23 protein-coding genes and 5 pseudogenes are annotated in these 25177 nt (G+C 57.1%); 16 read left to right on the top strand and 12 right to left on the bottom strand.

The features are described from left to right. Positions 1–460: 460 nt before the first annotated feature. Positions 461–1447, top strand: a complete 987-nt coding sequence (locus ASE04_RS14015) for an Lnb N-terminal periplasmic domain-containing protein (RefSeq protein ID WP_443216867.1) — start codon at positions 461–463, stop codon at positions 1445–1447. A gap of 164 nt (positions 1448–1611) precedes the next feature. On the opposite strand, the gene ASE04_RS14010 is transcribed toward ASE04_RS14015, so the two are convergent. After that, positions 1612–2448: a hypothetical protein gene (locus ASE04_RS14010; RefSeq protein ID WP_056818207.1), complete on the bottom strand. Its 837-nt coding sequence runs from the start codon at positions 2446–2448 to the stop codon at positions 1612–1614. Positions 2449–3197: 749 nt separating this feature from the next. Here ASE04_RS14010 and ASE04_RS32195 point away from each other — a divergent pair. From ASE04_RS32195 to ASE04_RS13995, 3 genes are all read left to right on the top strand, one after another. Continuing rightward, positions 3198–3638 (top strand): MarR family winged helix-turn-helix transcriptional regulator, encoded by a 441-nt coding sequence (locus ASE04_RS32195; RefSeq protein ID WP_056818205.1) that lies wholly within the window; start codon positions 3198–3200, stop codon positions 3636–3638. A 104-nt stretch (positions 3639–3742) separates the two neighbouring features. Beyond that, a complete protein-coding gene (locus ASE04_RS14000) occupies positions 3743–4807 on the top strand; it encodes an IS110 family transposase (protein WP_056818203.1) in 1065 nt (354 codons plus the stop codon). 350 nt (positions 4808–5157) lie between these two features. After that, a complete protein-coding gene (locus ASE04_RS13995) occupies positions 5158–5742 on the top strand; it encodes a class I SAM-dependent methyltransferase (protein WP_056818213.1) in 585 nt (194 codons plus the stop codon). 99 nt (positions 5743–5841) lie between these two features. Here ASE04_RS13995 and ASE04_RS13990 read toward each other — a convergent pair whose 3' ends face one another. Further along, complete coding sequence (locus ASE04_RS13990) at positions 5842–6252, bottom strand: ester cyclase (protein ID WP_056818201.1); 411 nt, start codon at positions 6250–6252, stop codon at positions 5842–5844. A gap of 450 nt (positions 6253–6702) precedes the next feature. Continuing rightward, positions 6703–6795 (bottom strand): annotated as a pseudogene (locus tag ASE04_RS31570) (ion transporter); the annotation flags it as partial. A 201-nt stretch (positions 6796–6996) separates the two neighbouring features. Here ASE04_RS31570 and ASE04_RS13985 point away from each other — a divergent pair. Genes ASE04_RS13985 through ASE04_RS13975 form a run of 3 tightly spaced genes read left to right on the top strand, consistent with a single transcriptional unit; the run spans position 6997 to position 8548 of the window. Beyond that, positions 6997–7182: a DUF3008 family protein gene (locus ASE04_RS13985; RefSeq protein WP_056818199.1), complete on the top strand. Its 186-nt coding sequence runs from the start codon at positions 6997–6999 to the stop codon at positions 7180–7182. Positions 7183–7205: 23 nt separating this feature from the next. Further along, complete coding sequence (locus ASE04_RS13980; RefSeq protein WP_056818197.1) at positions 7206–7658, top strand: VOC family protein; 453 nt, start codon at positions 7206–7208, stop codon at positions 7656–7658. After that, a complete protein-coding gene (locus tag ASE04_RS13975; RefSeq protein ID WP_338012490.1) occupies positions 7655–8548 on the top strand; it encodes an NmrA family NAD(P)-binding protein in 894 nt (297 codons plus the stop codon). The genes ASE04_RS13980 and ASE04_RS13975 overlap by 4 nt, the downstream gene beginning before the upstream one ends. Positions 8549–9154: 606 nt before the next feature. Here ASE04_RS13975 and ASE04_RS13965 read toward each other — a convergent pair. Next, positions 9155–10195 carry a phosphatidylglycerol lysyltransferase domain-containing protein gene (locus ASE04_RS13965; RefSeq protein WP_056818193.1) on the bottom strand — a complete coding sequence of 347 codons (1041 nt, stop codon included), beginning with the start codon at positions 10193–10195 and terminating at the stop codon, positions 9155–9157. A 127-nt stretch (positions 10196–10322) separates the two neighbouring features. On the opposite strand from ASE04_RS13965, the gene ASE04_RS13960 reads away from it, so the two are divergent. After that, the gene (locus ASE04_RS13960) at positions 10323–11438 is read left to right on the top strand and encodes a flavin-containing monooxygenase (protein WP_056818191.1); all 1116 of its coding nucleotides are present in this window, start codon (positions 10323–10325) and stop codon (positions 11436–11438) included. A gap of 418 nt (positions 11439–11856) precedes the next feature. Here the strand turns inward: ASE04_RS13960 and ASE04_RS13955 are convergent, their stop codons facing one another. Further along, a complete protein-coding gene (locus tag ASE04_RS13955) occupies positions 11857–12123 on the bottom strand; it encodes a hypothetical protein (protein WP_056818189.1) in 267 nt (88 codons plus the stop codon). A 216-nt stretch (positions 12124–12339) separates the two neighbouring features. Here ASE04_RS13955 and ASE04_RS30980 point away from each other — a divergent pair. Beyond that, a pseudogene (locus tag ASE04_RS30980) lies at positions 12340–12626 on the top strand (hypothetical protein). On the opposite strand, the gene ASE04_RS13945 reads toward ASE04_RS30980, so the two are convergent. The 5 genes from ASE04_RS13945 to ASE04_RS13920 form a co-directional block, all read right to left on the bottom strand. Next, positions 12623–13606, bottom strand: coding sequence for a helix-turn-helix transcriptional regulator (locus tag ASE04_RS13945; protein ID WP_056818187.1), 984 nt, complete (start codon positions 13604–13606; stop codon positions 12623–12625). The pseudogene ASE04_RS30980 and the gene ASE04_RS13945 overlap by 4 nt on opposite strands. Positions 13607–14146: 540 nt before the next feature. Further along, on the bottom strand, positions 14147–14467 hold the full coding sequence (locus ASE04_RS31200; RefSeq protein ID WP_200960723.1) for a hypothetical protein: 321 nt from the start codon (positions 14465–14467) through the stop codon (positions 14147–14149). Between the two features lie 140 nt (positions 14468–14607). After that, on the bottom strand, positions 14608–15117 hold the full coding sequence (locus tag ASE04_RS13930) for a sigma-70 family RNA polymerase sigma factor (protein WP_056818209.1): 510 nt from the start codon (positions 15115–15117) through the stop codon (positions 14608–14610). 96 nt (positions 15118–15213) lie between these two features. After that, positions 15214–15597: a response regulator gene (locus ASE04_RS13925; RefSeq protein WP_056818184.1), complete on the bottom strand. Its 384-nt coding sequence runs from the start codon at positions 15595–15597 to the stop codon at positions 15214–15216. A gap of 432 nt (positions 15598–16029) precedes the next feature. Then, complete coding sequence (locus tag ASE04_RS13920) at positions 16030–16755, bottom strand: hypothetical protein (RefSeq protein WP_056818181.1); 726 nt, start codon at positions 16753–16755, stop codon at positions 16030–16032. 1887 nt (positions 16756–18642) lie between these two features. Here ASE04_RS13920 and ASE04_RS13915 point away from each other — a divergent pair. The 6 genes and pseudogenes from ASE04_RS13915 to ASE04_RS30025 all read left to right on the top strand — a co-directional run bounded on the left by ASE04_RS13915 (position 18643) and on the right by ASE04_RS30025 (position 22266). Further along, a complete protein-coding gene (locus ASE04_RS13915; RefSeq protein WP_056818178.1) occupies positions 18643–18915 on the top strand; it encodes a BON domain-containing protein in 273 nt (90 codons plus the stop codon). Between the two features lie 130 nt (positions 18916–19045). Continuing rightward, on the top strand, positions 19046–19333 hold the full coding sequence (locus ASE04_RS13910; RefSeq protein WP_056818176.1) for a DUF1236 domain-containing protein: 288 nt from the start codon (positions 19046–19048) through the stop codon (positions 19331–19333). Positions 19334–19451: 118 nt separating this feature from the next. Further along, positions 19452–20291, top strand: a complete 840-nt coding sequence (locus tag ASE04_RS13905; protein WP_056818174.1) for a DUF1236 domain-containing protein — start codon at positions 19452–19454, stop codon at positions 20289–20291. Between the two features lie 155 nt (positions 20292–20446). Continuing rightward, a pseudogene (locus tag ASE04_RS31560) lies at positions 20447–20705 on the top strand (hypothetical protein); the annotation flags it as partial. A 41-nt stretch (positions 20706–20746) separates the two neighbouring features. After that, entirely contained in the window at positions 20747–21679 is a 933-nt protein-coding gene (locus ASE04_RS30030) for a DUF72 domain-containing protein (RefSeq protein WP_244490406.1), read from the top strand. A gap of 344 nt (positions 21680–22023) precedes the next feature. Beyond that, on the top strand, positions 22024–22266 hold the full coding sequence (locus ASE04_RS30025) for a DUF982 domain-containing protein (RefSeq protein WP_082597340.1): 243 nt from the start codon (positions 22024–22026) through the stop codon (positions 22264–22266). A 1053-nt stretch (positions 22267–23319) separates the two neighbouring features. Here the strand turns inward: ASE04_RS30025 and ASE04_RS13880 are convergent. After that, complete coding sequence (locus ASE04_RS13880) at positions 23320–23823, bottom strand: YciE/YciF ferroxidase family protein (RefSeq protein WP_056818164.1); 504 nt, start codon at positions 23821–23823, stop codon at positions 23320–23322. Between the two features lie 223 nt (positions 23824–24046). After that, positions 24047–24513, bottom strand: a pseudogene (locus ASE04_RS13875) (ion transporter); the annotation flags it as partial. 130 nt (positions 24514–24643) lie between these two features. Between ASE04_RS13875 and ASE04_RS13870 the strand changes: the two are divergent. Beyond that, a pseudogene (locus tag ASE04_RS13870) lies at positions 24644–24991 on the top strand (DUF1236 domain-containing protein). Positions 24992–25177 lie beyond the last annotated feature (186 nt).

Raw genomic sequence — 25177 nt, 5'->3', positions numbered from 1 at the left:
GTGGCCGCGTCAGAACGGACCGGCATCAACCCCGGCGGTAGCGGCCAGACCCAGCATGCACTAACATTAAACCCGGATCACCCGATTGGGGCAGGCCAAAATGAACCTCGGATCAACAGACCAACTACTCGAAAAACTGAAAGAGGCGGAAGGGCGCATACAGAAAATTAAGCGCATCGTTGGTTGATTGCTTGCCAGCATTTCGCTCCGGCGCTCGATGAGGCTACTCAAAAATGCCAATCTCGCTTCGAAAGTGGGGGAGGTTCTGACAGCTTGCCATGGTAAGGTCCAGCGATCTGCACAAAAAGGGTGGCAGGGCGATATCAAAGATTGGGGAGGGTATGGCCAGCATTACAGACCAAACAAAGCGGTCGGCAGATAGGGACCTGAAATATTGAGCGGTGGGGATTGGCTGAGCAGGCGTACAAGCCGGCGGGCTCCCTTTGCTCGCGCAGCCTTAATTGTCCTGCTAGCAATCCTCATCAGCCTTGCCGTTGTATGGGCCTCGCTCGCATTGTGGTATCGCCTCCCTGTATCGGAGGCCGTACGAGGTCTTGCGGTCGGACTGTTCGCACTTTTCGGGGTTTCAACGATCGTTGCGCTTTTCGGCCGATGGCGTTTCAGAGCACTGGTTGTGTTCGCATCGGTATTCGCAGCGTTGCTAATCTGGTGGGCTTCGATCACACCTGCCAGAGACGCAGCCTGGGCGCCGGATGTCGCACGGCAGGTCACCGGCGAATATCAAGGTGACTTGCTGACCTTGACCAATGTTCGAGATTTCGCTTGGCGCAGCAACACCGAATTCGACGAAGGATGGGCAACGCAAACCTACGACATGAGGAAGGTAAAAACCGTCGACCTGTTTATGTCCTACTGGGCGGGACCGGAGATCGCTCACGTGATTTTCAGTTTCGGTTTCGAGGGCGGCGAGTATCTTGCTTGGTCGATCGAGGTTCGCCGCCAAGTTGGAGGTGCGTTCTCGCCGCTCGCGGATCTGTTTAAGAGCAATCCTCTAGTCATCATCGCGGCAAACGAACGGGACGTGATCGGCGTCCGCTCGAACTTTCGTGGCGAGGATGTTCAGATCTACCGGCTCAAAGCTTCCCCTGACCAAGCGCGAGCGCTCCTGCGTGGATATGTTGCCGACGCCAATGCCCTTGCTGCGGCGCCGGCATTCTACAATTCGCTTACGAGCAACTGCACGACCACGGTCGTCAAGATGATGCGCGTTGTCGGAGCGACGGTTCCCTTCGACTGGCGCCTTATTGTCAACGGCTATCTCCCTGACTACGCCTATGATCGTGGGGCCTTGGACAGCTCGGTGTCGCTCGCGGTGCTCCGCAACACTGCCCATATTACAGAGCGGGCCCGCAACGACGGATTGTCGCCAAACTTCTCGAATGCGATACGCGCCGGCGTGCCCTCGCCAACGTTGCACGAGCCGTGATAAGTGGCCAGAACGATGGCTGTGAGTTTCACATCAAGGTTCAATTGCCACCACTTGCCGCGGCAATGACACTGCACTTCGCGAAATCCCGCAGGTTTTTCTGGATCTTGGGCCAATGAGCCATCTGCTCGTCAGGAAACGTGCCTTCGATGGGGATCCCGCTCTCATCCAGTGCGAAGCTGCAACGGGGATCCTTGGCCGGAGCACTGCACCAGTTCTTCGATTTTTCGCTCACGCACCGCTACGAAATTCCTTGCGAACGGATTGGTTTCACCCGGTAAAGCCCGGAGAAGGGAGAGACCTTGGAAGCCCGCCAGTATGATATCCGGCTCGGTGCCTTGTCTGATTTTTAAGACGCGCGCCGCGTGATCAGCTACCGGCGGACGTGTCCGAAAGTGGAAGTGGATCGACGGGCGGCGTTTGTTGAGCGGTATGATCTTTCCGTTGGCGTCCGTCTCGTCGTTGGGCGGGGCGGGCTGGGCGTTCGAGATATACATCTCGAAATCAATCCATGACGACTTCTCATCGAGGAGCGGGAATCTGCGCGGAAAGGGCTCCCGGTATGCGGCGGGATACAGGATTGCAATATCGTGAGTTGGGAGCGTTTCTGCCGCCAGATCGGTCGGGTGGCGTGTCATGACAGTCTTGATCATCCGCCCAGTCTCACGGAACGGATCGCAAATGGGAACCATCGGAAGCGTATGCGCCGTCGGGAGGTTCGAGTAGATGTCACTGGACATATTCTGCCGATGAATTCCGTACGCAGCGTTCGCTGTAGGCAAGACTAGAAAGCTGACAAGGACGACTACCATGCCCCTGCCGGATAGGGCATCGAATCGAAGCGAAAGCAGGAAAGCCCTTGTCACTGCTCCTGAGATCGCTCCCGCCGCGAATAAGGTGATCGGAAAGACGAAAGCTAGGATCACGATACCTCCGCCTTGGCGGGCCCGGTAAACCAGTCCGGCGACGATGCTGGCGGCGATCAAAATGCGATACGCCAATCCCGCCCAACAACACCACACACCAGCGCGAGGTAGCCAACCGTGTAAGGAAGAAGAAACAGCGAATAACCAAGCCAATGATGATACATTGCAACTACCGACGTCAGTATCAGTCGAAATGATCTACGCGGTGCTCGCTAAAGTGGCGTAAAGACGACATCTCGGATTTTATGTGCTCGTAAGATCGACGAAGTGGAACGATCCGCGCGGGGGCAGTCAATCCCGCACCCCGTGACCGGCGCTTCGCTGGTGCTCCTGTGGCTGCCCTTTTAACCGCTCGGATCGTGACGCGAATTCCCGCTTTCGCGGCAGAGCCGCCGCTATGCTGAAGCTCCGATGCGCTTCTTTTGTTTTTTCGCTGCCGCGGGATATGGGTGTGCGTCAGCCCCGCACCCGGAAAAAACACGAGCGACACGATTTTCTCCTGCCACCGCCGGTCACTTTTGTGGACGATTGCACGGATCGTGCGCGACCATCAGGTGGTCGAAGATCTCGTGCAGAAACCTATATAAGAACAAAGACCGTGCTCGATGCGCGGCCGATCGATCACCTTGAAAGCTATCTGTTTCAGACCGCGCGCAACCTGGCACTTGATCACCAGCGAAAGCAAAAGTTTCGCGGGCAGTTTGAGGAAAGCAATTGCGCGTGCGAATTTGTCCAGAACACGGCGTGGGGGAACCCATTTCGCTTAATACCAGCAACGGTATAGGTTGGTCGAAAGGTATATATAAAATGGACGCGAACGACAGATGGCAGATGATCGAGTTAGTTCTGGACAGGAAGAAGCGCTGGCTCTAGCCGAAAACCTCCGTCGCACACTCAGTAAGTTTGTCCGTGGCATTCGATTGCAGGCAGAGACGCCCACGACATCGCAGTCGGAGACGCTCTCGCTTCTGGAAAGGGACGGCCCCTTGAGTGTCGCCCAATTGGCAAGCCTTCGCAGTGTGAAGCACCAGAGCATGCGGCTGGTCGTGGGCCAACTGGAAGTCGACGGGCTAGTCGGTAAATTGCCAAATCCTGCCGATGGGCGCAGCCAGCTCCTCTCCCTTACGGCGAAGGGACGAGAGAAGTTGTCCCGATCAAGGGAAGCAAGAGCCTCGAAGATTGCAGCCTTGATTGAGGAACGGCTATCCGATCAGGATCGACAAACTCTCCGGGCCGCAATCGCCGTCATCGAGCGCCTAGCATAGATGGGCTAATCGGCTTCGTGCCCCATCCGATCCGTAGTTAGGGAACAAGGGGCTGCACCAAACTGCCGATGATACCGTCACCTGTGGGAACAGGCACAACCATCATGCAGAGGAGCACAGCCACGAAACACTATGCCGGCCTCGATGTCTCGGTCAAAGAAACGAGCGTCTGTATCGTCGATGAAAGCGGGAAACTATGCCGCGAAAGGAAGGTGCCATCTCATCCGGAGGACCTTGTAGCGATCCTGAGCGATCCGGCATTCAGCCTTGAGAGGGCAGGCGTTGAGGCTGGGCCCCTGTCCCAATGGCTGTTTGAAGGATTGGCAAAAGCGGGCTTGCCCGTCTTCTGTATCGAGACGCGCCATACCAAGGCATTCCTGGACGCCCTGCAGCAGAACAAAAGCGACAGGAACGATGCACGCGGCATCGCCCACATGATGCGGGTCGGCCTGTTCAAGGACGTGCATGTGAAGACGCTCACCAGCCAGAAGCGTCGCGCCTTGCTAGCGGCCCGATCGCTGCTGCAGGAAAAGGCGATCGACATGGAGAACGAGATGCGCGGGCTCCTGCGCAACTTTGGACTGAGGGTCGGCCATGCATCGGGTGGAACTTTCGAGAGAAGGATACTCGAACTCGTAGAAAACGACGCTGAGCTGGCGGAAATCATGGAGCCACTGCTCGCCGGACGACGCAAGTTGCGAGAAGGCTTGGCCAAGCTGGAAAAGCGGGTCCTAGCCGAGGCCAAGCAGGATAAAATTTGCAGGCGGCTTATGACGGTACCTGGCGTTGGACCTATCGTCTCACTCGCCTATGTCTCGACGATCGATGTTCCCGGCAGGTTTCGTCATTCTCGATCAGTCGGAGCGGTACTGGGGCTCACGCCCGTGCTGAAACAGTCGGGCGAAATGAGCCGGGTTGGCCATGTCTCTCTACGCGGGGACGCCATGATGCGGCGACTGCTCTATGAGGCCGCCCAGTCGATGATGACGCGCGTGGTAAAATGGTGCTGGCTGAAGGCATGGGCCATGAACATTGCCAAGCGCCATGGCAGCAAGAAAGCCAAGGTCGCACTGGCCCGTCGTCTCGCGGTCGTCATGCACCGAATGTGGGTGGATGGCACCGAGTTCCGCTGGACAAGGGAGGACACCGTCTCAACGGTCGCGGCATGATGACCTGCGATAGAGGCGAGAGAGACAATCGAATCCAAGGTTCCGTGTAGCAGCGGAAGACGTCCTTCGCGGACGATGGTGATGTGAGTTCGTGGCGGCGTTTATTCCGATGATCAGTCATCAGGATGCAGCATAGATTGGACCACATCATCTACTGGACCCCATCGTGGGAGGGCCAAGTGCCGATCCCGGAGAGAAGCGCGGGCCGCGGATAGACGTTGAACGCCGAGAAGCAAGCTTGCCGACCCGTTGTCGTGCGGCGATTTCGGCTGCAAAGTGCCGCAAGTGGTCATCAGAAAGTAATGATTACTATGCATCAGACGCGATGTAGTTCACTCGAGCGATTCCTTATGGCCGATCAGACCCTGACCTTTTACCGTACAAACGCAGAGCAGTATGCCGCAAATAAGGGGACGCCCAATCCGCGGCTCTTCAGCTTTCTCGACCGTTGCAAGCCGAATGGAAAGGTCTTGGAATTGGGAACCGGAGGTGGCGTAGATGCGGCGGCGATCATTGGAAGAGGCTTCGATCTCGATGCGACCGACGGCTCCCCCGAACTCGCAGCTATTGCGGCTTCCCGGATCGGCAGACCAGTCAGGACTATGCTCTTCAATGAGTTGGAAGCGGTTGGTCTGTATGATGCCGTATATGCCTGCGCCTCATTGACCCACACGCCTCGGTCTGAGCTGGCAGATGTAATCGGAAGTATTCGGCGTGCGATGACCGATCAAGGTATAGCCTGGGCCAGCTTCAAAGCTGGAGGCGTGGAAGGTTCAGACGCACTCGACCGCTATTACAGCTATCTGTCACCAGACGAGTTGATAACAATCTGGGCAGCAGCCGGACCCTGGCAAAGCCTTGAGGCGGACGTTTGGGTCGGGGGCGCCTACGACCGGAAGCCAACCACCTGGGTCGCTATCACCGCATCAAAGTAAGCCCGCAAAGGGCATATTGCGGACGATCGCCTGCCTCCTCGACTAAATTTTGGTCGGAAAAGAGCTTGACCTCAAGCCGCCGATTAGAGAAGCACCGACTTACACCTTTGCCAACGCTGCAAGGACAGTTGCTAAGGTACTCAGGCCCCAGTGCTCCGCATACTTGCCGTGCTGAACACGCACGATATCGATGACGCTGATGGCGACTTCCTTCCCCGTCGCCGGAATTCCCATCAACGTGCCCGCGTGAACGCCGCTGATGGTCTTGCGGGTTGTCACCTTGTCTCCCTCGGCGATCTGATCATGGATCGTTACCTTCATGTCGGACAGGGCGGGGCGAAGGATGTTATGGAAAGTGTTCCACATGCTTTGTGGGCCGTTCGGCATTCCCAACGGAGCGGTATGGTTGACGAAGTCCGAAGCTATCAACGCGTGGAATTCGTCTTCATTCCCGTTTTGGATGACCTCGATATTAAAGCGGCGGACCACTTCCTTGTTGCTAGAAGACATGACGGATCCTTTACTGAGAAATAAGTCACGACGATATACAGTTAAACTGTATATATTGAACTACCCTCAGCGTCGCGGATTTTGTAGGGCGAAGGTTCATTTTCTTGCCCTGAGGGCTGATGCAAAGGAACTGGAGCGTCTCGAAATGATTCCGCTCGATCTGCGCTTGGGGTTGGTAAAGGTTTAAATCTAAGCGATAGGCAGCCGGGGCAGGGATTCGAACCCAGCGTCACAGCGCGAAGGCTGGAAGCAACCAGGGTTGCGAGGGAAGGAGAGACCGCGCTCCAACTACGCTTACGCCCGACTGCCAAAGAAAGCGCGAGCCTCCGCGATTGTTCCGTGGAAACCCAAATGCGAACCGGACCCGTGACTCCACCACTTCGTTCGTCTCTTTTAGAACGTGTCTGGTCGATCCACTGCCCTATTCCTATGCGTGCATCTCCACGCACGCTACGAACCTTCGTCAGGGATGTTGAGAACCTCTCCATACGCTTTGCAGTGAACCGCGTCGGCGTCGTGACGCTGCAAACTACATCGATGGCATCATCTTCTGCGGCCGAACGACCGATTGGGAGGAAGAGGTCCCAACAGCGATACGACCCTCGCCGCCCAGGAGAGGCCCCGTCATGGATAGGCGGTACCCCCAACGCCTCGGACGCCCGGGCCACCTAGAATTAGCCCATCAGCGCGATCGGGGAACTGCGACGTTTGCCCGGAGTTCTATGACTGTCAGGAGGACAAGTCATGCCCGCAAAATCGAAAGCTCAGCAAAAAGCAGCAGGTGCCGCACTTTCAGCAAAACGCGGCGACACGCCGAAGAGCAAATTGAAAGGCGCCTCGAAGGAAATGGTCGACTCCATGTCCGAGAAGCAACTGGAAGACTTCGCGTCGACCCAGCGGAAGGGAAAACCACAGCACGTCTCGCACTGATCTGAGTGTTCCGGGAGAAAAACATGAGAAAGCCTCATATTGTGGGTTTGAACCACGTCGCTCTCGAAGTTGGATCTGTCGAAGACGCCCTCAAGTTCTACAGCGCTCTTTTCGCGTTTAAACTGAGAGGTACCCATCATGGCGAAGATGGTACGCTGGAAATGGCGTTCCTCGATATGGGAGACCAGTTCTTGGCCCTGAGCCGGGGGCGCCATCAGGCCGCCGATCGAAACCGACACTTCGGACTGGTTGTCGATGATCGCAGTGCGGTTCGAGAGCTTGCCGCGGCGGCGGGAGCCACAATTCTCGATAGAGGTTTTTTCGATTTTCTGGATCCGTGGGGCAACCGCATCGAGGTGGTGGAATACGCTGATCTGCAGTTCACGAAGACACCAGGAGTTCTCCGGAGCATGGGTCTTGATCTTGAAAAGACAGCCGGAGCTGCAGAAGAGATCAGGAAGAAGGGAATGGCATGATGTCCAAGACTACGCACGTCGTCCTGGGAGCTTCAGGTCACATCGGAAGTGCTGTCGTGTCCGAGTTGCAGAACGCCAAAATCCCGGTTCTCGCCCTCACTCACAGTCCGGCGACGGCGGATCGATTGATCGCTTCCGGCGTGAAGGCGCAAGCGGTGGATGTGACGGATACGGGCGCACTACGATCGATTTTTCGCACTGCTCGGCGAGCCTTCCTTCTCAATCCTCCTGCCGATCAGGGAAGCGATACCGACAGCGTCGAAAGAGCAACGTCGAGCAGCATCGCCGACGCAGTGAACGGCTCAGGTCTCGAGAAGGTGGTGGTCGCGTCGACGTACGGCGCCCAGCCCGGCGACGGGATCGGCGACCTGTCCGTGTTGTACGAATTCGAGCACTTGATAGAGCGGGCAGGGGTGCCGATAGCGGTGAACCGCGGCGCCTACTACTTTACCAACCTTGAGCAGCTTCTCGGGGCTGCAAGGAAAGGCACGATCCTGACACCTTTCCCGGAAGACCTTGTGATGCCTATGGTGTCGCCGGTCGATCTCGGCAAGCAGGCAGCTGTTCGATTGCTTTCACCTACCGCGGATGTCGGCATTCGCTACATCGAGGGACCAGATCGCTACACTTTCCTCGATGTGGCAGCAGCGTTTTCGGACGCGCTCGGACACGCAGTGCTGCTGCAAAAGATCCCGGATGACCAGATAGAAGCGAACCTCAGGGATATGGGCTTTTCTCATGCCGCGGCGGACGCATACGCGCGGATGACCCGAGCAAGTATCGAAGGCATGGAACTGCCCGATGATCACGTCCGGGGCGAAGTTGGCTTGCGGGATTATCTTCGAGACCTGGTGTTTCCCGTAGGGGGGCATAGCACTGTCCTGTATTAGCAGGCAGACTAGAGAAGAAGCTTCGCCATCGAGGTCTCTATCGGGTTATCAGTCTCACGACGCTTGGTTTCGAATCAAGGCGCTTGAGGGATTAAACGACACTCGACCGGATGGTCCAGGCGACGAGGCCGATGCGCATTTTGAGAAATCGAGCGGCAACTCGCCTTAATGCGGAAGCGCGCACATCCTGAAACTTACCTGGCGGGGTGACTGTTTCTGCTTTCGCATCTTACTGGTCGCGTGTCTTCGACGCGCTGAGCTGGCATGACCGTTCCAAGGATCACGCCAACGCGGAAAGCAACGTTATTCTGGAAAGACAGTAGCCCGTTTCTGGCGATTTTTACGACTAGAACGTCCGCCGCAAACGCTATCGATTATCCGCAAACGGCGAGTCAAATATCGCTTTTGGTCTGCCGCGAACGACCAGTCCCAATTGTGGCGGCCTGCCTCGCTCGCCTGTCGCGGACGCCTGCGAGAGCGCTGTCGACGAGCGGTGCGTCGCTCGAAGCGACGGTGCCAGCTTTGTCGTTTCGCTTCTCGGAGGGCGGTCGATCGTTCTCTCGTTCCAGTTTGTCGATCTTCGGCATATGTGTGTTCCCTGCGATGTCACAGCGTCTTCAAGAGACGAAGAAGCGCGATCATTTCAACCGGCGTTCCTCGTTTGAACGCCATAAACATTGGCTGCTCTTTGCCGTGAAAACGCCGCTTGAAGGCGGCTTGGCCCTTGAGGTTGAAGATCTTCTCGTTGATGCGTTCGGAACTGAATGCCCGTTGAAAGAGCGACCTCCAGATCCGGCTTTCCGCAAACCCGCTGGCAGCGATCGCCGCTAGCGGCGACAGGCCGAGCGTGACCAACGTTCGTCCTTCCTCACGGAAGCGATCCGCCGCAAACTTCGTCAACCCCACCTCTGCGTGAGGCGTCGTACCGGTGAGCTTTCTCTTGAAGGCGGCGGTATATCCCGTCACTTTCCCCTCGGAAAAAATAGGGTCGAAGTCTAGGATGGCGACGGGCTTGCCGTCTGGGTCGACGATGACGAACCGGCGCATATGGGGCGCGAGATCAGCCAGAAACGGCCGATTGAGAAAACACATTTCGCGCCTGCTTACGATCCGGCCGGCTCGCCATTCCGTCGATAGATCTTGGATCTGCCGTGCATTTGTAACGGTGCCATCGCACTCGACGATAGAGTAGTGCTTATTGAGCAGCCAGCGCTCGGAGTAGCGCACCGTCTCGTTCTTCTTGCCAGCAAAACTATGCGTGGCAAGGGACAGGTGCGTGTCGACACCCATGTGGTTGATGCGGTATCCGCGGCCGGACAACACGGTCGCGGTGGCCTCTCCGATCTGCACGAAGCATGGTTTGGAAGCCGCGGCGACGAAGCGTTGGATATATTCCGCTCGTTTCGCATGCGGCGCCACCGGATCCCCCAAGGCGAAGGTGTGGCCCATTTTCGTGGCATAAGCGATGTAGCCATCGTCATCGCCGAAATGCTGCAGGTTCGGTTGTACCGCTGTCGAGTACGCTAACGAGAAATCGCCATGTTTCTCGCATAGCTCCAGTTTTTGTCGGTCGGACAGTGCCACACTGACCCCGATCGCCAATCGACGATCCAAAAAGGAGTCCATAAGTTTTCGTAGGTTGGGCATCGAATCACTCCGTTCAAAGAGCTTAGGTTAGTCGACGCCTACCGGACTAGATTTATTCTAATTAAAAAGTAGGGCATCGCGCGATCTTCTGTTGCCAGCCGCTCGATCGCCGGCCAAAGGTCTGAAAATGACAAATCCGGAACCTATCGAACAAGTCGTGATAATCGGGGCAGGCCTCTCGGGTTTGACGGCCGCCTACGTTCTCGCGCGCAAGGGGATCAGAGCGCGCATACTCGAGCGCGAGATGCAGATCGGCGTTCCCTGGAGCAAGCGCCACCCGCAATTGACTTTGAACACCCATCGCAGCCTCTCCCACCTTCCAGAGTTGAATTATCCGGCAGGCACAGGTGCCTTTCCCAAACGTGATGCCGTGATCGCGCATCTTTCGACCTTTGCTATGAAACATGCGCTGCCTATCGAATATGGCGTCGACATGGAGAAGATCGGTCGGGCTGCCACCGGATTCAGGCTGCAGACCAGCGCCGGGGAGATTCTGACCCGCAACGTGGTCTTCGCCATCGGCCGAGACGGGAAACCAAGGATCCCGAATTGGGAAGGCGCCGGTAACTTCCAGGGCGAAGTCTTACACGCGGCGGAATTCGGTCACTCGCAGCGGTATGCGGGAAAGCGTGTTCTCGTTGCCGGGGGAGGCAACTCCGGCTTCGACGTGCTGAACCATCTGATGCGTGTGGAGACGGCAGAGGCCTGGTTTTCGGTTCGAGGCGGGGCGGCAGTGTTGCCGAAACGCTTAAAGGGTTTCGCCGTGCATAGACTGTCGCCTCTCATGGACGTGGTGCCCGCCTCGTTCGCCGATGCTGCGATTGCACTGACGCAGCGTCTGGCTTTTGGTGACATTGCAACGCTCGGCTTTCCGCCAGCTCGCTCTGGAGCGGCGACAAGGCTCGCTGACGAAAACGTGGCGATCCCGGTAGACGACGGCGCGATAGATGCCATTCGCGTGGGACGCATTCGACTGGTGGGGGAGATTGCAAAGTTTACCGCGGATACGGTCTTCACCAAAGACGGCCAGTCCTTTGCACCAGACGTCGTCATTGCAGCGACCGGCTACGCTTCCAGCCTTTCCGATTTGCTCGATGACGCCGACGTCAAGATCAATTCGACAACGATGACCTCGGATACGCCCGGCATTTGGCTAATCGGCATGAAGCCAGGCTTGGTCAGCTATTTCAGGAATGCCTTGAACGAGGCTACCGCCATGTCCAAGCGGATCGTCGTCGGCTAGAGTGTGTGGCTTGTTGGCCCATTTTTGGTGGCGGCGCTAGAGTGCGACAACACGACGGCCGATGGCTGTCGGCCAAAGGATCAGTCAACTTGCAAGCATTGGTAACAGTTGATTGTACTTCGACAGGAGAAGAACAGGCCGCAGCCGGTCCTCCTCAACGGCCGTATCCCGGTGGGAAGATGATGTCGTTCACCTTGTCGCCCCGCAACTCTTCGATCTCTCCGCCCCCGTTCGCGCTGGCCGACCTGGACGCCGGCTTCAAGCTCCCGACGGGCGAGGGAGACGTGGTTGCAGATAGCTCGCCCGGAAGTCTTCGAGTAAGCCGCCCGTTGTCAAGACAAGGGACATCTAGATTCCCTTCCTATGGACATCCTGAAGGAGAAGAGCCGGCATTTCCTATCGGCCGAGACGGACCGCCCTACTCGCGAACTTCGAGACGGTCTCCGTATTTCAGGGCGAGCCGTCGGCAATCGTCGCAATCGAGCACGACGCCCTCCAGCACCACTGTCGCACCAGCCGTGCTACAGACGGATGAGTCCAATCGGGCGATATGAAGGATCGCGTTGCCAAGCAGCATTTCGCAAGGAGCCGTTTCCACTTCGGGTCCGCTGACGCTATGCGTAACGATACCTCTCACCGTGGCGAGCCATTTGCGCTTTCGAATAATATGCCTGTCTTCGGCCATGAGCGCATCTCCGCAGGGAACCCGGTCAGCTCACATCGAAAGGACTGGTTCACCGTTGGGAAACCCGTTCGAGAAATCCTTGTTCCAAAGAGGTAACCACTCTCAATCGACCCGGTCGAACCACGGCATCGTAGCCGCCTGACGTGGGTAATTTTCGAGACGATATGGTCCGTCTCACGAAATATCGAATGCAAATCAAACAACGACAAACACTTGGTGGTGAGCGAACCGACCGCAGCAGATGCGAAGCGCTCCATTCATGGAGCGCTTCGCGCGGATAATGCCGATATCGAAGTTCATATCGCAACGCTCGAGGCGGCACTGATGCGGGTTGGCATGAAAGAGGCCACACCCGACCCCGCAAGACTCGTGCAGAACAACCGATCGGGCAGAAAGTTACTGTTGCCTGCTTCCGGCACCGCGGCGTGACGGTGAAGTTTTCGGTATCCGAAATCCACAGGCCTGGCAGATGTCTCGGGATTTCTCGATTTCGTGCCTATTAGGGCAGAGCGTTGAAGTCTTGCCTGCGATGCCCCTCGACCATCGATCGCAATCCGTCCGGGGCGATAACCTCGACCTTGTCGCCCCACTGATAAAGATGCCATGCCATTTCCAACCATCCTGCTGCGTGAAAGCGAACCACGAGACTTCCGTCGTCCATTGCCTCCAGAACCTGCCTGGGGTGGAAGACAAATTCCGCTGCGCGGGCGGCCGCGTCCGCAGTAAATCGCCAGACCACTTCGCCATACTGCGCTGGGTCCTGGTAAACACCGAACGACCTGGCGGCATACTCGTCGAGGGAGAACCCATCGGCCATGGCGAAACTTTCATCTAAAGCTTGCGCGGCATGTATCCGATCGGTTCGGAAACTGATGACTGTTTCCCCGCGGGACGGTTGCCTCGCCACAAGATAGCTCCTGTGGCCGAGAAGCAGCCCATGAGGCTCGATAATGCGTTCGGGAGCATCCGGCTCACCATATCGCAGTCGCAGACGGAAGGGACCGCGGAGTGCCTCGATAATCTCATCGAGAACCGCCGGCTTGAGGTTCACTCGCGGCCCCGGCTTCGTCGCGGACCCCATAGAGGTCAAGACGGCTTCGACATCCGCTTCTGTCCTAAGGGCGTCCCTCGGTGCGAGCCGCGATAGCAGTCCCTCGCGTAAATCAGACAGTGCCTTTGCATGACGTACTCGACCTTCGGCATGAGCGGACCGACCTGCGATCTCCAGTGCTTCGATGGCGGTTTCCTCTCTTGGCCTCAAGCGATCGAGCATGGGGTCTGATACCCGCCAGCGTCGACGGCGATCAGGTCCGTCGTGCCATTCCACGCCTGTGAAAACGGTCTCGAGCGCTTCGGTCATGCGCTGAGCGGTCCGGTGCGTGACGTTAAACTCCTCGCGGATTTCCTCGAGGCTGATGCCGATCCGGCGGATCGCAGCGAGGCGCGCAAGGCGGATCAAATCTCGAGCTTTCGTCAGGGACATCCTCGCTCCTTTTGTGGGTGACAGAAAATGACACCCACAGCTACTACAACCTCTTACATGGCTGGTCGATAGCTGAGCGATGAAAAGACCTCCCGCAGCATGTCGACCTCGACGGGACCAGAGGAGTAAATGATGGCAAAGATCATGAACATTGATCGTCTCATGTTTTGCGAACTGGACGCTCAGTCTGCGACGTTGCCTGTCAAGGGGGCAGGCTGGGTTGTGCGGACCTCGGATCTCAGGATTTCCGCTTCAGCCGGTCAGGCCAAACAGGCAAGCGACGATAATGATTCCGGCGTATGGCAAGCTGTCCCGACAGGTCTTCGCGTCAGGATCGAGCACGAGTACCGCATCCTGCGCCGAAAGGGCATCTCATCACTATTTCGGCGGGGCGTTGCCTGCCTTCCAAGGTCACTCCGACGCAAGGCCTGGTGCTGACTCTGGCGCTGTCGGTCCAAAGTGCATTGTTGCCAGCATCGCGGTATTGGGCCGCCGGGCGGTGGATGGCGCCCCTCGCGTACTCAAAACGGTCGCCCTATTTCAGGGCGAACTGTCGGTACGGTGGGATGCCTGATCTTGCTGGAATGAGCGCACGGCTGTCGCAGCGCTCATTGGCGGTCCAGAGTGGGTGCGGTCGGATGCTGGGCCGGCATTTTTGAGCCTGTTGTTAGGTAGGCTGGAAAGCGTCGAAAGAAGATCGTCCGAGGTTCCGGACGCCTGAACACGATCAATTGCCACGGCCAGTGCGCTCCGGCCCTCTGCACTTTCAACGTCGACCTGCCGGATGCGGCACCATTCGCGAACTGCATCAAGGATCGCCGCGATGTCGCTGTCACTGAGCGTTGCCAAAGACTGAAACATAATGCCCTCCGTTTTACGGCAAGAGCGCGGATGATCCCCCAACCAGCCCCGCCAATAAGTCCGGGCCGATAATTGATAGTACACGAGTTAATGCTTATCGTTGAATTCGGTCTGCTAGCGTACCGGAGACGCGGTGGCCGCTAAGCCTGGAGCTTTACCGCGAGTTCGCGGACCACATGCCGTCTGGCCCGGTTGACGCGGCTCTTTATCGTGCCGGCGGGACAGTGAAAATGTAGCGCGGCCTCTTCGTACGAGCGGCCGTCAACCAACACGAACTTTAACGCGGACTTATAGGGTTCGGGCACGTTACCGCAGGCCCGCTCGAGCTCGAGGCCCATGAGATGCCACTCCTGATCGGGCTGAGCAAAAAAGCCGTGGAATGCGGGTTCTTCCAAACCTGCCAGCTCACGTTTCGCGACCTTGAATCGGGAGCAGAACGTGTTGCGCATGATCGTGAAGAGCCAGGATTTGAGCTTAGTGCCGGGCACGAAGCTACCCACGTTGCTGAATGCCTTCAGGAGCGTCTCTTGGACGAGATCATCAACGTCGGTCTGCTGCCGCTGGAACGATCTGGCGAATGACGTCAGCGCAGGCACGAGATCAACGATCTGCGCTTCTACAGAGCGGTTCGCAAAGCCCTTCTCAGTCATCTGGTCCTCCATTTCAGGGAGGGAAGGGACAGCAATGTGCTTTGTTCCTGACGGCTTGCGAACCGTACGGTTCCCGACCAAGATAAGGTGCGGACTTCAATGCCCTTTGGCTTTCAGTCCAAAGAGAGCGTAGGCGATCTCCCCCAGATCGTTTGGCTTCTCACACAAGACGTAGCCAGTATAACGCTCTGGGATGTCTCCGGCGCCATAGGCTGTCGCGAAAACGAACGGAAGGCCGGCATCCTGGAGGCGTTCAGCGATGGGAAACACTGTTTCGCCGTCAAGCCGTATGTCGAGAATGGCTCCATCAATGCTGTTTCGCTCAAGCAGCGTCAATCCGATTTCGACCGAGGGAGCGGGGCCGACAACGAGCGCTCCGGCTTGATTGAGTTGCCTCCGGACCTCATCGGCGACAAAATACTCGTCCTCAACGATCAGGATGCGTTTGCCTTCGAAGAGTCGAAGTTTCTCATCGGTCATTGGTAAGGCCACCTCCGTGTTGGAGACCCTCAAACTACTACGGCGCAGGTTGGTTTCAACACTCCGCCACAGCAGGCGGTTCTACGCACACCAAGCCAAAGTGGATAGGCCGGCTCATCACCTTCGAAGGTGACAAGCAAACCTAAAGCAAGGGGCCGTATTTCCCACGAAGTTCGTTTGTATGGCATCGACAAAACACCGTTCGCAAAAGGTTGCGCGATGCTTCGGTCGATTAAACGTGGGGGAGGCCGCAAAGGCGGCCGCAAGGCAGGTGTAGGCGCGACGTCCGCGCTTCGTACATGCTTTGAAGCCATTCTCCCTCCTGGCCGTTTAGAGTGCCAGACAGGCCGGTCACGCAGTATTGCGACCGAAGCTCAAACGCCGGGAAACGGGAGCGTGGGCTGGATTAGTATCGCGACCGTTACTGTGACGTCAGAGTCTCTGCTCGTCAGACACCGGAGGTTCCGTCGATGTTACCGGGTCGGTTGGGCTGATGGGATCGGTCGGCTCTACCGGTGTGATCGGCGTGAGCGTGGCTCTGATTTGATCAATCTTTCCCTCGGCATCACCAACGCCCAGGATCGACTTGGCCTTATCGAGGGCGGCTGGGCTGATTGCGCCCGTTTTTGTTGCCGAAGTGAGCGCCTCCTCCAACGCTTCTTCTCCGAGAAGCGGATCATCCGCGGACGGTTCTGTGCCGCTCTCGAGTTCGTATTGCGCATAGGCAATAGCGTAGACCGAAATCGCGGTCATCTTGGGATCGGATGTGTGCAGATAGGCTTTGTAACTGCGATTGAGCGAGTTCAGGCCCGCAAGCTCGGCGGAAGCCTTCTTTTCCTTGGCGACAGTGGCCGGCTTCCCATTCCTGCCCGACTGCGACGTCTTACCTGCTTCGCTCGATTTGCCTTTCGATGCGCCGCCACTTTGAATGGAGTTGCCGTGTGTCGAGCCGGAGCTACCGCTCTGAGCGCCGCTGTTGCCGTGGCTGCCACCACTGTTGCCATGGCTGCCGCTGCTACCGTGACTGCCGCCGCCGCCATTCCTACCCCCATTGCCGTTATTCGCCATCGCAACGGTATCGAAACCTGCGAACGCCAGCGGGCCTGCTGCGGCAGCGAGAGAAAGCATGGCCATGGATGCCAGAGTGGAAATACGCATTGTTTCCTCCAGATTGCTTGCCGGGACCGGCGTGGTCTGTCGTTGGTTCGATTCGGAACCTACAAGTCAGGCGCCCATCGCACATCGGACCGAGGTCGGATGCCGGGTAGGACAATGGTCGGTTCATCAGTTCGTTGTTAACGAATAAAGAATGGCGGATCGGGTGCTGGCATCAATCAGCATGAGAACTAAAAGCCCGACCCCAGTGAAAGATCGGGCTCCTCAGACCGATGAGTGGTCGGATCTGCAACGAGACGGATGTTGCGTTATCTTTTCCTCTTTTCCAACGCTACCATGCTGCCTTGAACTGCGTATTGTTCGTTGTTGACTATATCGGACATGTTCACATGCGACAGCCCGCTATGAGAGCGAGCACTACGATCACGGCTCAGGAAGCTTAATGTTTCCCACGCGCTCGATTTTGATAAAGCTTTGCGTCAGCTCTATGCATTTCCGTCTATGGCACGAGCAAGAGCCCGACGATATAAATTCCGGAAAAGCGTGTCAAAATTCCGGAATTTCGGGGAGAGTTACAGCGGTCTACGAGCTGTGACCTCGGGTCTACCGACCCCCCAGGAAGTTTGAGTGAGTAGCTGATTTGGCAGTCGGGGCAGGGATTCGAACCCCGCGTCACAGCTCGAGAGCTGGAAGCAACCTCAAGAAATCCCTGAGGAAGAGGAGAGCACGCCCGACTACCGAATTAACGCCCGGTATACGACAATGTTCCTATAGCAGAGTCGCAGCAGAAATTCGCGATATCCGTCACGCCTGAGTGTCGCCAATGTTCCTCGGGAGTTTGGTCATAGCCGTAGTTAGTGGCCAGCACGTTGATCCAGCGAGTTAATGTGTAGGAACGCCGAAGAGCTCCTTCTCTTCCATGTTCTGGAAGCTCGCTCGAGCGATCCCTTTCGGAGACCTCGATCACATTGCTTTGTTCCGGACCGGGACAAGAAAAGCCCGGCCAATCAGAGCGATCGGTCGGGCTTTTGGTCCGGGTTCGTGCTTCCGGACGTGCAACAAGGGACGTCGCGAGTTTATAACGCCGGCAGGATGCAGCGGTTCCCGTCTCGTTAGAAAAAGATGGCCTTGAAAAACTGACAGATAACTGAACGTGCACCGAGGGCGGGTTTGTCCCGATTACCTGCGAGGAAAGCGGCAACTGGCCCGACAGGTAGGAGAGTTCGGGGCAAACTCTGCGCCTAACCTTTGCCAGTGACGAACGTTCCAAAAGAACCCCGCCGCTGTGAGGCGACGGGGCGAGAAAGTTATGGACGCTGTCGACCATCCGGCAGGTGACGTCACATCGGTCACCGAATGGCCAATCGGAGGGATGGGTTTTATCCGATCAAACCACTAAACAACCGGTATGGAGCAAGGTTCCCGCGAAAAGCAGCCCCGCCTGGGCGGGGCTGAGGTTGGGAGAAAACCGAGGAGTGGGCTCCCCTCGACATGGCCCTAACACCCGTTGGCCTCGCGGGTTCCAGAATTTCTCAAAAGGCGCTGAGGTTCTACGGCCACGGAAGTGACGACCTTTCCGTTGAGTTGGACATTGAGTGACGCGATATCCGGTTGATCCTCTTCGATAAGGTGGTGTGCGCCCTTGTTGGAAGACACTCGGCCGATGAGCGATCACCCGTCAAACTCGCTCGTCATTCGCCTGATTTGTATCTGGAGGGGGGTGAAGGCCATACCATTCGTGTGGCGCTCGGACTGTTAGCTTGACATGTTGGTGCCCCCGGCACCGCATGCACTTCCTCAGAACTAACTGAGAGACGAGGGGCAGCACGCATGGACCTAAGTCTGACCTGTGGAACACAAGGAGTGCGGAGTTCTTAATCAGGCATTCAACTCGTGGCTCTCGTTTGGGAGAACAGGAAGGAATGCGCCATGAAATTCGGTTTCGACAGCTTTGCGCACGAACAGTGCTGCTCGCAAGGCCACAGTTCCGCATCGACCATCGCCACCATTCAGGCCGCCCTTGCGGCTGATCAACACATCGACAGCAGCGCGATTGCGATCCAGATGCTTGGCCCCGTCGCCGTTTTAGAAGGCTACATCTCGAACTCGGCCGATCGAGACAGAGCCATCTCTATCGCCTCAATGATCGTGGGAGCTGAGAACGTTCACGATCGAATGTTGAGCCGGTCTACGACCCAGTAAATCGACGATTTACTGGACTGGGACTTAGGTCCTGCGGTCCCCCGGACTGAAGTCCCGGGGCTGGAACAGGGGGCGTGCCTAAGGGTTCGATCTCCCAGCGGAACAGTCCGCTGAGAAGGAGGAAATTAGCATGAAAGTCAACACAGTAGGTATCACAGCCGCGGCGCTCATGGCCTCGAGCGCAGCATTCGCACAGTCGGTCATGGCACCGGACCAGGTCATAACCTTCGTCCAGAAGGCCCCCGCTCCCAAGGAACGCGTGGTCGTCCAGGAAAAGGTCGTCGTTGGCCAGCCGCTTCCCGACACCATTGTGGTGACCCCTGTTCCGGATCAAGCCGGCTATGCCTACGCTATCGTCAACGATGAGCGCGTGATCGTAGAACCTTCCACCCGGAAGGTGATCCAGGTCATCCGGTAACGACGCCAAGCGTCGGAAGAAACTCCGGCGGAGCTCGCCGTAAATCTTAAAAACAAGGGCACGCGTGACTGCATCAAGGATGCGGAATGCCATGTCGTGCCCGATTTTGGAGGAAAGTATGAAAAACCAACATCTCACCGCGCTCCTTGCGGCACTTTCGCTGAGTGTCTCGTCGCTTGCGACAGCGCCTGTATCAGCCCAGAGCACTACCAAGACCCAGTCGGGCTCCCAGGCCGATACGCAATCAGGCTCTCAGGCAGGCGCAGGTCAGCCGAACGGAGCGTCGAGCGGCGGCAGTGACTGCACGCCAGACGCCTCGGGCGCGTGCCCGCAGAATGGCCAGTCTTCGGAGCAAAAGACCCAAGGATCCGACACGCGGAAACAGTCGAACGACAGTTCGACAACCAATGGAAGTGCCGCTGGCAAGTCGTCGACCGACATGAAGGCGAAGACCGAATCGCAGGCTGATTCCGACGGCTCGACCACCAACCAGAAGCGCAAGTCCGGTGCCAGCGAAACCGACGCAAGCCAAAAGAGCCAAACCGAGGACCCCAAGGCTGGTATGACCAATGAGAGCGGTGATACCACAAAGCAGTCCACCGACCAGAACAAGTCTACCTCGACCAACAAGAATTCGACCGAGACGAACGTCGAGACCGACACGACAAACAACAGCCAGGCCACCAACAACAAAGCGACCGTCAACGTCACCGTCGAGCAGCGGACCGAAATCCGGCAGGTGATCAAGGAAGTTCACGTCGCCCCGGTGAAGGAAGTCGACTTTACGGTGTCCATCGGCACCAGGATCCCCAAGAAGGTCCATCTTGAACGGCTGCCGCCGAGAATCGTGAAGATTGTACCGGCGTACGAAGGCTACCGCTTCTTCCTCCTTGCAGACGGCCGGATCGTGATCGTCGCTCCAGATGCGCTGACGATCGTCTACATCATCGAGACTTAGCGGGCAGTTCCCGGCGGCGTACAGGTGCGCCGTCGGGGTCGTCGGAGGTTAGCCCCACTTGATCCGTGATCTCTCGCAGATGGCACGTTGCTGGTCTTCGATGAGGAACAAATCCAAACCGTGGAGGTTGACAGGATGGTGGTCAATTCGTTCACGCCCAAGACCTCGAACTCAGGGTCGGTCCCGGCGGGGGTAGGCGTGTACGATAACAATCAAGACAGAAGAGATAACTGCTACCGAGAGCGTCGACGCGGATGTGATCCGGTTGACGCTTTGGACGCCGCACGCGATGCAGGTTTGCGCCGCGCCAGGGTCGCACGCGTAAGCCCCCGTAACATCGTAGTCGAAGGTTTCACGCGCGGCGGGGCGGATCGCATGGTTTTCGCCAACGTCCGTGGATGCCCTAAAATCTGATGGCTTAATTCCAGCGCCTCGGAGGTGGTGAGGTATTTGCCGTGCAGTCGACAGGCTCCGAAGAACTGGAGGCGCGCAGAACTCGTCGGGCTGAGCGACGACAAAAGCAGCGGGAAGCAAATTTTGCGCGCGCCCAGAAAATGCACCACTTGCGGATTGAAAGCGGGGGCATCGACGCCTCGGCGTCGTTGCCTACGACAAGAACCTTTGTTGGTTGCTCCGGTTGGTACTACTGGCACTGGGCGGGTCGATTTTACCCGGAGGAACTTCCGCGAAACGAGTGGTTTTTCCGTTACCGGCGGGAATTTCGCACCGTCGAATTGAATGCTCCCTTCTACTCCTGGCCCACAGTTGCGGCGGTGAGAGCCTGGCTTCGCCAAGCAGATGGCGGCTTCGTATATACGGTCAAGGTTTGCGAGCTAATCACCCATATACAGCGCTTCGAAGATACCCGAGAACTTGTGCGGGACTTCGGCTATATAGCTGATCTCCTGGGGTCTCATATGGGCTGTTTTCTTTACCAACTGCCACCGAGTTTCCGCTATAGTCCAGAAGCTCTTGATGCCATCCTCAAACAGCTGGATCCTCGCCACCGGAACGTCGTGGAGTTTCGTCACAAGAGCTGGTGGGACGACGCCGTTTTCCGCAAATTCGAGGCGGCTGGGGCGATCTTTTGCTCAGTGAGTGGGCCACGTCTCCGAGATGCCCTAGTCAAGACCGCAGACGACGTCCACGTGCGTTTCCATGGTCCAACGCGATGGTATCGACACGACTACAGTGAAGTCGAGCTTTCCGATTGGGCCGGCCGGATCGGAGCGTGTGGTGCAAAGCGAGTCTGGGCATATTTCAACAACGATCGGGAAGCCAATGCGGTCAAGAACGCTCATATGCTTTCACAGCTACTGGAAAAGCGAGAAGACGGACGAGCTTCCCCTCAATCACATAGCGTTGAGCACGTGGCGAGGAGCGATTGATCGGGCCTAGGAGCATTTTACCAGCGACGAGCGGAATCTTATCACCCTAATGCGAGAGGGGACCCTGGCGACAGAAGGCGGAAAACGGGTAGCGCGCCAGTGACAGCGTGCGTTTGCGCCATCTTGATGACCTGGGTCGGCCGAGTGCCCTGATTCTTCATAACACCGAAGCCAATTTGTTTAACTCAGAGCAGCTAGCCGCGAGGAATTGGCCATCATTCGCGGCCATATTGCCGGGTATAGTTTTCCGTCCGCAACCGTACCAACGAAATGTGCGCCTTTGCTAAAATGCCACGGTCTCTAATATTATTCTGGACACAGGTTAGGCATCAAAGGAGGTTGGAATGCCAAATGATGCGTGGGATGCACCAGTAAATGTAAGTTTTCCGCATCTTGACCGACAGATTGTGAGTGGCCCGTTCGAGGCGATGACGTGTCTCACAGATCGATGGCCAAACATGAGCGGTTTGAAGTTTCTGCGCGCTCGAATGGCCTGTAAGGCGGCGCTCGACGGCAGATTACCCGCCCATGATGCTCGTGCCGTATTTATTGAAGCAGTGGACGAGGCGGGCGGAAGAACACATTAAGATCGGTACACCCCAATATGTCGAATTGTGCGGCAAGGCCCATCTCCTCGTGACGAGGGCCTTGCCAATGCCACCCCGCAAACCGGCCCGGCGGCGTGTTTTGCCGAGACATAAGCCAACGTAGGCGCGGGATGATGTAGTTCAACGCTGTCCAAAAGCCTGCGATGAGCGATTGTTTCGCGGGAAGAGGCTGGGCATTCCTGCGCAGGAGATCCTCATCGTCTGGGCGGCTTTCATCTATTGCGGCGCTAATGGATACGGCCAGGGTATCTCGTTCTCACGCTTTTGCATTGGCGCGGACCTCGATCAGTTCGGTCTAAATCGCGACGATCTGAAGCGTCCGGCTGGACGGAGTGTGACAGACGAGAGGAAAGATACTCGATAACCAATGACTACGAGCCGGAGCCGGCGCCTTGTGCTGACGGCTGCAGGAGGGTGTCGATCCATGTAATACGAACTCCTTCGCCACGCGGACTTCCAGTGGTCTGGCTGAGCCTTTGACCGAAAACAAACCGCTACCTGCGTCGTGGAGGTGGAACGCACTTCCAACCATGTCCTATATCTCTGAATTTGCGCCGTGCGACGTCCGCCGTGTGTGAGAAACGAGTGTGGCCCGCGGAAGTAGCAAATGTCGCTCGTTAGTCACACCGCATCGGATTTCCATTCCGCCGCGGTCCTGCCCCTTGCCGTGAATCGCGGGAAGTTCTTACCTACCTAAGTGGCGGGAATAAAGATGGGCAAGTAACATGTTTAGGGTGATTGAAGGCGGGCGAGCGAGTTCCACGCCAATCGAGAAACCAACCGATATAGCCACTCTGGTTATGCAGGAGGGAAATCGACGATTAACCAAAGCGGGCGTGGAGCACTACGTGGCGCGTCAACTGGTTACTGGAATAAAGATTCCGGACAGAATCATGGCTTTCAAATTGCAAATGGACTTCGCGATCGAGGTGTTAGCGAGCCTGTCACCTTTGCCTAGCGACTACGCGAGCGATGGCTATTGGCCATCTATGGAAGACCGGGCCGCCCACATTGGGCGGCCCGCGCTGCACGTTAAGCAGCCTTAGTCGCGCCTTTGGCATTAGCCGATGACTGCGCGAGCTGCGTAAGCTTCTTATCGGTAGCTTCCTCCTCCTGGAGGTTCGCCTGCAGGAGCGGCACGGCGTCCTTCATCCCGAGTTGTTTGGCCCAGGCGATGAGTGTGCCGTAGCGCGCGATTTCATAATGCTCGACGGCTTGGGCGGAGGAGATCAGCCCAGCATCGAGGGCTGGCGAACCCTTAAATTCTTCCATGATTTCTTCGCCCTCAGCGAGGATACCCTGGATTGCTTCGCAGGTTTTGCCACGTGCCGGCTTGCCGAGAATTTCGAAAACCTGCTCGAGACGTTCGATCTGGCCCTGCGTCTCGTCTCGGTGCTGAAGAAAGCCAGCCTTTCCTTCCTCCGACTGCGCCGCCCGTGCCATCTTGGGAAGCGCTTTCAAGATTTGCTTCTCGGCGAAGTAGATGTCCTTGAGCGTATCGAGGAAAAGGTCATCAAGGGTCTTGGTCGTTGCCATTTCGTATCTCCGTTTTAAACTGACATAAAAGAACCGGCGCGTTTCGAAATGGTTCCGCTCGATCCGCGTTTGGGGTTGGGAAATAGTGTAAATCTTGGAGATTGGTCGCCGAGGCAGGGATTCAAACCCAGCGTCACAGCGATGACTCCACCATTTCGTTCGTCTTTTTAGATGGTGTTTGATCGATCCATTGGCCCATCCCAGCCGTGCTTCTCCACGCCCGCTACGAGCCTTGGTCGGGGAAGGTGAGAACCTCTCCGCACGCTTTGCAGTGAACCGCGTCGGCGTCGTAACGCTGCAAACCACATCGATGACAGGGGTAGGTCACCTTCTGCGGCCGAACGACCGCTTTAGCAGTCTCACGAAGAGAAAAATACCTACGATCATGGTACCACCGACGTCAACTTGCCACAGGTACCTGGCAGGGTATGTCACCAAAACCCCGTCGTCGTCACCGTCGCTACGGTGAAGCACGAGCATCTACAATGCCCTCGCCACCTTCCTGATTGTAGAAAAAGGCCGTGTACACGAAGCCCGTCACCAGGAAGAGAAAAACCAGGAAATGCAGCACGGCGCGAACGACGTCGAGATGTTGACCACAGTCCATTCTCCGCAGAGCCTCCGTCAGGAGCGGACTACGGCCGATCGCCCAAGTCTCATCACCTTGAGAAAGGCGAAGTTGAAGAGAATGCTGGAAGAGTCGCTATGGAAAGGCGCAACATCTCTCAAAACCCCAAAGTCTCATCCACGGAACTCCTTTGTAAACAGCTCGTTTTATCCGGTGCGGCCATCGTTGATTGCGCGATAAAAGGAGGTGTAGATGCTAAACAATGTTGTGGTGAGCATTGCCGTATCGGACACCCTGATATCGCGTGGCGCATTCGCTCAGTCGTCGACTGTCAGCGCGGTGCTCGGCGGTGTTGCTGCTGGGGCGTTCGTCGGAACGGCTATTGATGCGCCCGCCGCAGCAGGTCGTCACTTATGCTCGCGAAGCTCCGGCCCCGACGGACCGCGATGTCGTCAAGGAAGCGGCTGTCGTCGCCCGGCCGCATCCCGAAACAGTTGTGGTAGTGCCAGTGCCGGAAAACCCGAACTACGCCTTTGCGATCGTCGACGACGAGCGCGTGTTGAGCCATCGTCTCGCACGTTGATCCAAGTCATCAGCTGATGAGGTCTTTTTGCGCGAGGAGGCTCGGATAACCCATAGATAGAGGCCCAAACAAGGTCCCTGTTTAGCAGAACTTCCGCCGCCAGACTGTCAATCGGCGTCCAAAATTCACCCCATATCGGCGTGCAATTTTGACCCCTCTGATGATGTAGATCAGCGCTTGGCCTGCCCGGCGCTGGCCGGGGT

The organism is Rhizobium sp. Root708, assembly GCF_001429725.1.
GTDB lineage: Bacteria > Pseudomonadota > Alphaproteobacteria > Rhizobiales > Rhizobiaceae > Rhizobium.
This window is presented reverse-complemented; position numbering and strand designations above follow the sequence as displayed.

What these genes read in the sequence shown, in the direction of transcription:
- ASE04_RS13960 (WP_056818191.1), top strand. Translation starts at nt 10,323, where the DNA reads ATGACAAATCCGGAACCTATCGAACAAGTCGTGATAATCGGGGCAGGC.
- ASE04_RS31200 (WP_200960723.1), bottom strand. Translation starts at nt 14,467, where the DNA reads ATGTTTCAGTCTTTGGCAACGCTCAGTGACAGCGACATCGCGGCGATC.
- ASE04_RS13965 (WP_056818193.1), bottom strand. Translation starts at nt 10,195, where the DNA reads ATGCCCAACCTACGAAAACTTATGGACTCCTTTTTGGATCGTCGATTG.
- ASE04_RS13945 (WP_056818187.1), bottom strand. Translation starts at nt 13,606, where the DNA reads ATGTCCCTGACGAAAGCTCGAGATTTGATCCGCCTTGCGCGCCTCGCT.
- ASE04_RS30025 (WP_082597340.1), top strand. Translation starts at nt 22,024, where the DNA reads ATGCCAAATGATGCGTGGGATGCACCAGTAAATGTAAGTTTTCCGCAT.
- ASE04_RS13920 (WP_056818181.1), bottom strand. Translation starts at nt 16,755, where the DNA reads ATGCGTATTTCCACTCTGGCATCCATGGCCATGCTTTCTCTCGCTGCC.
- ASE04_RS13925 (WP_056818184.1), bottom strand. Translation starts at nt 15,597, where the DNA reads ATGACCGATGAGAAACTTCGACTCTTCGAAGGCAAACGCATCCTGATC.
- ASE04_RS13910 (WP_056818176.1), top strand. Translation starts at nt 19,046, where the DNA reads ATGAAAGTCAACACAGTAGGTATCACAGCCGCGGCGCTCATGGCCTCG.
- ASE04_RS32195 (WP_056818205.1), top strand. Translation starts at nt 3,198, where the DNA reads ATGGCAGATGATCGAGTTAGTTCTGGACAGGAAGAAGCGCTGGCTCTA.
- ASE04_RS13980 (WP_056818197.1), top strand. Translation starts at nt 7,206, where the DNA reads ATGAGAAAGCCTCATATTGTGGGTTTGAACCACGTCGCTCTCGAAGTT.
- ASE04_RS13975 (WP_338012490.1), top strand. Translation starts at nt 7,655, where the DNA reads ATGATGTCCAAGACTACGCACGTCGTCCTGGGAGCTTCAGGTCACATC.
- ASE04_RS13985 (WP_056818199.1), top strand. Translation starts at nt 6,997, where the DNA reads ATGCCCGCAAAATCGAAAGCTCAGCAAAAAGCAGCAGGTGCCGCACTT.
- ASE04_RS13930 (WP_056818209.1), bottom strand. Translation starts at nt 15,117, where the DNA reads ATGACTGAGAAGGGCTTTGCGAACCGCTCTGTAGAAGCGCAGATCGTT.
- ASE04_RS13990 (WP_056818201.1), bottom strand. Translation starts at nt 6,252, where the DNA reads ATGTCTTCTAGCAACAAGGAAGTGGTCCGCCGCTTTAATATCGAGGTC.
- ASE04_RS13955 (WP_056818189.1), bottom strand. Translation starts at nt 12,123, where the DNA reads ATGGCCGAAGACAGGCATATTATTCGAAAGCGCAAATGGCTCGCCACG.
- ASE04_RS13905 (WP_056818174.1), top strand. Translation starts at nt 19,452, where the DNA reads ATGAAAAACCAACATCTCACCGCGCTCCTTGCGGCACTTTCGCTGAGT.
- ASE04_RS13915 (WP_056818178.1), top strand. Translation starts at nt 18,643, where the DNA reads ATGAAATTCGGTTTCGACAGCTTTGCGCACGAACAGTGCTGCTCGCAA.
- ASE04_RS14000 (WP_056818203.1), top strand. Translation starts at nt 3,743, where the DNA reads ATGCAGAGGAGCACAGCCACGAAACACTATGCCGGCCTCGATGTCTCG.
- ASE04_RS13995 (WP_056818213.1), top strand. Translation starts at nt 5,158, where the DNA reads ATGGCCGATCAGACCCTGACCTTTTACCGTACAAACGCAGAGCAGTAT.
- ASE04_RS13880 (WP_056818164.1), bottom strand. Translation starts at nt 23,823, where the DNA reads ATGGCAACGACCAAGACCCTTGATGACCTTTTCCTCGATACGCTCAAG.